Raw genomic sequence first — 5,559 nt, forward strand, 5'->3', positions numbered from 1 at the left:
GGTGCAGATCGGCCTGTGGCTCGGCCTCGCCGATGCCTACTGCGCCGAACTGGCTGCCAACGCCGGTTTCGACTGGCTGCTGATCGACGGCGAACACGCGCCCAATCAGCTGCACAGCATGCTCGGCCAATTGCAGGCCATCGCACCCTACCCCAGCCAGGCGCTGATTCGCCCGGTCATCGGCGACAGCGCGCTGATCAAGCAACTGCTGGATATCGGCGCCCAGACCTTGCTGGTGCCGATGGTGGAAAGTGCCGCCCAGGCCCGCGAACTGGTGCGCGCCATGCGCTACCCGCCACAGGGCATTCGCGGGGTTGGCAGTGCGTTGGCGCGGGCGTCGCGCTGGAACAGCATTGCCTGTTACCTCGACCAGGCCGATGAGCAGATGTGCCTGTTGGTACAAATTGAGAGCCTTGAAGGCCTGGCCAATCTGGATGCGATTGCGGCGGTCGACGGCGTGGACGGTGTGTTTATCGGCCCGGCGGATTTGAGTGCGTCGATGGGGCATCGCGGTAATCCGGGGCACGTTGACGTGCAGGCAGCAATAGAAGATGCGATCAAGCGCATTGTGCAGGCGGGCAAGGCGGCGGGGATTCTCAGTGCCGATGAGGGTTTGGCGCGGCGTTATATCGAGCTGGGAGCGACGTTTGTAGCGGTGGGCGTGGATACCACCGTGTTGATGCGTGGGTTGCAGGCGTTGGCGGGGAAATTCAACGGCGCTCCCACTGCCAACCACACAGGCAGTGTGTACTGAGACACCTGTGGGAGCTGGCTTGCCCGCGATAGCATCAACTCGGTTTACCAGGCATACCGAGGTGTCCGCATCGCAGGCAAGCCAGCTCCCACATTTGGATGTGTGGTGATTCAGCGCTTGATGTTCTTCAGCTCATCCAGCAGCCCCAGCAGCGCCTCAAACTTGTCTGCACCAAACTGATCCTGCAAACGCTGGTAGTTGGCCTCCATGCACTGGCTCATCGACTCAAAGCTCGCCTTGCCCTTGTCGGCCAGGGTCACCAGTACACGGCGCTGGTCTTGCTCGGCCTTGCGGCGGTGCACCATGCCGGCGTTTTCCATGCGCACCAGCACGCCGGTCATGCTGGGTTTAAGGATGCAGGCCAGTTCCGCCAGCTGGTAAATCTCCAGCTCACCGTACTGTTCGAGGATGCGGATGATCCGCCATTGCTGTTCGGTCAGCCCGTGTTCATTCAGGGATGGGCGGAAAAAACTCATGGCGGCTTCGCGGGCTTGCAGCAGCGCCAGCGTCAAGGATTGTCGAGGTTTGGACATAGGGATCAGGGTCACGGGTTATTTAGTTAATAATTTAACGAAACTCTAGCATTCCCGGTCGCCCAGCGCGCTATAACTTGTTGGCAACAGCTGCCCGTGGCGCGCTGAATCAAAAGCCTGGGCACGCAGGGTCAAGACTTCCATCCCGCCAGGGTACCTAATGGAGGCATCCGCTTTAGAGCCTTCCTTCACCTTTTCAGGCTGCGCCATGATCAACATTGAAACCCCCACGTATTACACCGCAACCAAGAAGTACAACCTCGGCTTTCCCACGCTGGAACAGGATATCGACGCCGACGTCGTGGTGATCGGCGGCGGTTTCTCCGGCATCAATACCGCCCTTGAACTGGCGGAAAAAGGTATCACCAACATTGTTGTGCTGGAGGCGCGCTACCTGGGCTTTGGCGGCACCGGCCGCAATGGCGGGCAGATCATGGCGGGCATCGGCCATGACCTGGAGAAGATCAAGAAGGATGTGGGCGAAGACGGCCTGCGACAGGTCTTCGAGATCAGCGACCTGGGCGCCGACATCATCAAGAACCGCATTGCCAAGTACAACATCGACGCGGACTTCTGCCACGGCTACGGCTACATGGGCTTCAACGCCCGCCAGGAAAAAACCCTGCGCGCCTGGGAGAAAGACTTCAAGTCAATCAACAGCCAGCACGAGATTCGCTTCCTGGGTGGCTCCGACGTGCAGCAGATCATCGGTTCCAACGCCTACACCAGCGCCCTATTGCACATGGGCGGCGGGCATGTGCATTCGCTCAACCTGCTGCTGGGCGAGGCCACGGCGCTGGCGGGCCACGGTGTGCGGATTTTCGAGAACAGCCCGGCCCTGGACGTCAGCTATGGCGAGCGCATCACCGTGCGCACCGGGCGTGGTTCGGTGCGCGCGAGCAAGTTGCTGTGGGCCTGCGACAGCTTCCTCAACAAGCTCGAACCCGAGCTGCACCGCTCGACCATCAACACTTACGCGTTCCAGATGATGACCGAGCCGTTGTCAGAAGAGCTGATCCAGCGCATCAGCCCGATCCGCGGGGCCTACAGCGATATTCGCCCAGTGATCGACTACTACCGCGTGACCAATGAAAACCGCCTGCTGTTCGGCGCCGCGACACCCTTGGTCGAGCATATCCCCGGTGACCTCAAGGCCTGGAACCGCAACCTGATGCTGAAGATTTTCCCTTACCTCAAGGACGTGAAAATTGATCTGGCCTGGGGCGGCCCGATGGCGTGCAGCCCCAATCTGTTCCCACAGATAGGCACCTTGCCGGGACCCCCAGCCACATCATCTGCAAGGTCCTGGCCGAAGGTATGAGCGAAGGCTCGGCACGCTATGACCTGGTCAGTTCGATTCACCGCCCGACCATCATCGGCAAGGACGCGATCCGCCCTCTGTTGCTAACGGCGGGCAAATCCTGGCACCAACTTTCCGGCTACTGGAACGGGCGCCGCTAACCCCCTTTTTACTCATCAGGAGCAACTGCCATGACCCTTACCACCATCAAGCACAACGTCCAGCTGTCTGAACTCGATGCCTGGGGCACCGTGGCCGACCTCGGCTCCGAGATCCTTGCAGGCGAAGTGCGAGCCTTCGGCAAGATGACCTTCGGCGCGCCCACCGACCCGGTCAGCAGCGCATATTTTGGCACGACCCAGGGCAAGTTCCGCATGGTCTACCCGTTTGCCGAGCAGGCCACGGTGGTCAGCGGCGAAGTAGTGCTGACCGACGAATCCACCGGTCAATCGACGCGTTTCAAGGCCGGCGACAGCTGGTTCGTGACCAAGGGCACGCCCGTGCTGTGGGAAGTGGTCAGCGAGCATTTCGTCAAACACTACTTCGCCGTTGCCTGAGGAGGCCTCCCATGACGAGTTCCCCAGACTGGATCACCGTGGGCGCCCTGGCCGACGGTTTCGCTCCCCAAGCCTTTATACTGCCGAACCTGGCCGAGCTGGCCGGCAAGACCTTCACCCTGCACTTTGAAAATGGCTGGCAGATCGAGCACCGTTTCGCGCCGGAGCGCCTTAATTGGCACGCCGCCGACGGTCATTCCAGCGGCAGCGCAGCCTACCGCGCCACCTCGATTCGAGCGGGCCTGTACCTGGTCGACTTCATCAAGCATGAGGCTGGCCAAAGCTGGTCGATCAGCCTGGTGCTGGATACGCCGAATGCGTCCTTTACTGCCGTGATCGGGCGTATGCCGGACCCGGCAGAGACCCACGAAGGTCTCTACCACCGAGCCCTGGCCGGCAAACCGCTGACCTCGGTGCAGGTCGACTTCCTGCACGGCAGCCTCGACCGCCCGTGGCAGGACGGCCACTGGAAGCACGCGCCAACCGATGAGCTGGTGGGCCTGCGTAACCAATATCGCTACAGCCCCAGTGAGGTCTACGAGCACATCTACCTCAATGAGCGCTTCTACGCCTGGCAATGCTTGAAGGGCGTGGAGCAAGGCCTGTGCGACATCGACCGCTGCCATTACTACAAGATCGCCGAGCAGTTGTACCTGTTTGTGTGGCAGGAGAAGATTGTGCCCACCCTCGGACTGGTGTTGATCGACCTGCAACAGCACCGCAGCGACGGCAAGATCTTCGGCTATGCCGGGGCGTCGTTCGATGCGCTGTCGAACTTCCCGATCAGCTCGTATTGCCAGGTGCTTAACCGCACGGAGTACCCCCGTGACTGAGCCGCGCACGGTGGTGATCACCGGGGCCGGCACCGGCATCGGCGCCGCCTGCGCGCGCCTGTATGCCGAGCAAGGTGCGCAGCTGGTGTTGATCGGGCGGCGCCGTGAACCCTTGGAACAGGTGGCGCGCGACACCGGCGGCTTGATCCTGGTGGGCGATGCCGCCTGTCCTGGCACCTGGGACGGGTTTATCCGGCTGATCCATGAGCACTACGGGCGCCTCGATGTGCTGCTGGCCTGCGCCGGTGGCCATGGCTTGGGCAGCGCCACCCAGACCAGCTCCGCCACCTGGGAAGGCGCCCTGCGCAGCAACCTCGACAGCGCGTTCTACAGCGCCCGTGCCTGCTTGCCGTTGTTGCAGGCAAGTGCGGGCAACATCGTACTGATCGGCTCCATCGCCTCCTTGGCGGCGGGGCCGGAAGTCTGCGGCTACACCACCGCCAAGCATGCGCTACTGGGGCTAAACCGCTCGCTCGCGCGCGATTACGGGCCTCACGGTGTGCGGGTGAATGCCGTGTGCCCCGGCTGGGTAAAAACGCCCATGGCCGATGCGGAAATGCAGCCCTTGATGGACGCCTATGGCGATACCTTGCAGCAGGCCTATGCACGAGTTTGCGCCGACGTGCCACTGCGTCGGGCCGCCCAGCCCGAGGAAATTGCCAAGGTCTGCCGCTTCCTGGCGTCCAGCGATGCATCGATCATCACCGGGGCGACGATAGTGGCCGACGGCGGTTCAAGCATTGTTGATGTGCCGACCTTGGCGTTCACGCGCCTGGAGGCCAGCCATGCGCCGTGACCTGGATTTCCGCGGGCAAGTGGTGCTGGTAACTGGCGGCGCCCAGGGCATTGGATTGGGCATTGTCGACGCGTTTGCCCAACGTGGCGCGCAGGTGGTGATTGCCGATCGGATGTTGGCACAGGCCCAGGCTGTGGCCGCTGAGCTGTGTGCACAGGGTTTTCGCGTGGACGCCGTCGGAGTTGACCTGGCGGAGTCGGACGCGGTGTTTGCTTGCGTTCAGGGGCTGGCACGGGTGGATGTGCTGGTGCACAACGCCGGGTATTTTCCGTTGACGGCGTTTGACGACATTACCCCAGAGATTCTGCAGCGCACCTTGGCGGTGAACCTGTCGGCGTTGTTCTGGCTGACTCAGGCGGCGTTGCCGATGTTTCGTGAGCAAGGCCGTGGTTGCGTACTGGTGACGTCTTCAGTCACTGGCAATCGGGTAGGTTATCCGGGGCTCACTCACTATGCGGCGTCGAAAGCCGGGGTCAATGGTTTTATCCGCAATGCGGCGTTGGAATTGGCGTCGTTGAATGTGCGGGTCAATGGTGTGGAGCCGGGGATGATCGCTACGCCAGCGATGGGGAACCTGGGTGATGCTGCGTTGAATGACAGCATTGCCGGGCGCGTGCCGTTGGGGCGCCTGGGTTCGGCGCAGGATATTGCTGGGGCGATGGTGTTTCTGGCTTCGGATCTGGCGGGCTACATCACTGGCCAGACCTTAGTGGTGGATGGCGGTTCAACCCTGCCAGAAGTCTAAAACCCAATTCCAATGTGGGAGCTGGCTTGCCTGCGATGCAG

General features: G+C 61.8%; 6 protein-coding genes and 1 pseudogene. 6 read left to right on the top strand and 1 reads right to left on the bottom strand.

The features are described 5' to 3' along the window. Position 1: 1 nt before the first annotated feature. Positions 2-754 (top strand): 4-hydroxy-2-oxoheptanedioate aldolase, encoded by a 753-nt coding sequence (gene hpaI, locus FEM54_RS22840; protein WP_138453170.1) that lies wholly within the window; start codon positions 2-4, stop codon positions 752-754. A 110-nt stretch (positions 755-864) separates the two neighbouring features. On the opposite strand, the gene hpaR is transcribed toward hpaI, so the two are convergent. Continuing rightward, positions 865-1,287, bottom strand: coding sequence for a homoprotocatechuate degradation operon regulator HpaR (hpaR, locus tag FEM54_RS22845; RefSeq protein WP_138453172.1), 423 nt, complete (start codon positions 1,285-1,287; stop codon positions 865-867). A 208-nt stretch (positions 1,288-1,495) separates the two neighbouring features. On the opposite strand from hpaR, the pseudogene FEM54_RS22850 reads away from it, so the two are divergent. From FEM54_RS22850 to FEM54_RS22870, 5 genes and pseudogenes are all read left to right on the top strand, one after another. Then, positions 1,496-2,748, top strand: a pseudogene (locus FEM54_RS22850) (NAD(P)/FAD-dependent oxidoreductase). Positions 2,749-2,778: 30 nt separating this feature from the next. Continuing rightward, the gene (locus tag FEM54_RS22855; protein ID WP_138453175.1) at positions 2,779-3,144 is read left to right on the top strand and encodes a cupin domain-containing protein; all 366 of its coding nucleotides are present in this window, start codon (positions 2,779-2,781) and stop codon (positions 3,142-3,144) included. 11 nt (positions 3,145-3,155) lie between these two features. Further along, a complete protein-coding gene (locus FEM54_RS22860; protein WP_138453177.1) occupies positions 3,156-3,977 on the top strand; it encodes a molybdenum cofactor biosynthesis F family protein in 822 nt (273 codons plus the stop codon). Beyond that, positions 3,970-4,773: an SDR family NAD(P)-dependent oxidoreductase gene (locus tag FEM54_RS22865; protein WP_138453179.1), complete on the top strand. Its 804-nt coding sequence runs from the start codon at positions 3,970-3,972 to the stop codon at positions 4,771-4,773. The genes FEM54_RS22860 and FEM54_RS22865 overlap by 8 nt, the downstream gene beginning before the upstream one ends. Beyond that, entirely contained in the window at positions 4,763-5,518 is a 756-nt protein-coding gene (locus FEM54_RS22870) for an SDR family oxidoreductase (RefSeq protein ID WP_138453182.1), read from the top strand. The genes FEM54_RS22865 and FEM54_RS22870 overlap by 11 nt, the downstream gene beginning before the upstream one ends. Positions 5,519-5,559 lie beyond the last annotated feature (41 nt).

The sequence above is a fragment of the Pseudomonas edaphica genome, from assembly GCF_005863185.1.
GTDB lineage: Bacteria > Pseudomonadota > Gammaproteobacteria > Pseudomonadales > Pseudomonadaceae > Aquipseudomonas > Aquipseudomonas edaphica.

What these genes read in the sequence shown, in the direction of transcription:
- hpaR (WP_138453172.1), bottom strand. Translation starts at nt 1,287, where the DNA reads ATGTCCAAACCTCGACAATCCTTGACGCTGGCGCTGCTGCAAGCCCGC.
- FEM54_RS22855 (WP_138453175.1), top strand. Translation starts at nt 2,779, where the DNA reads ATGACCCTTACCACCATCAAGCACAACGTCCAGCTGTCTGAACTCGAT.
- FEM54_RS22860 (WP_138453177.1), top strand. Translation starts at nt 3,156, where the DNA reads ATGACGAGTTCCCCAGACTGGATCACCGTGGGCGCCCTGGCCGACGGT.
- FEM54_RS22870 (WP_138453182.1), top strand. Translation starts at nt 4,763, where the DNA reads ATGCGCCGTGACCTGGATTTCCGCGGGCAAGTGGTGCTGGTAACTGGC.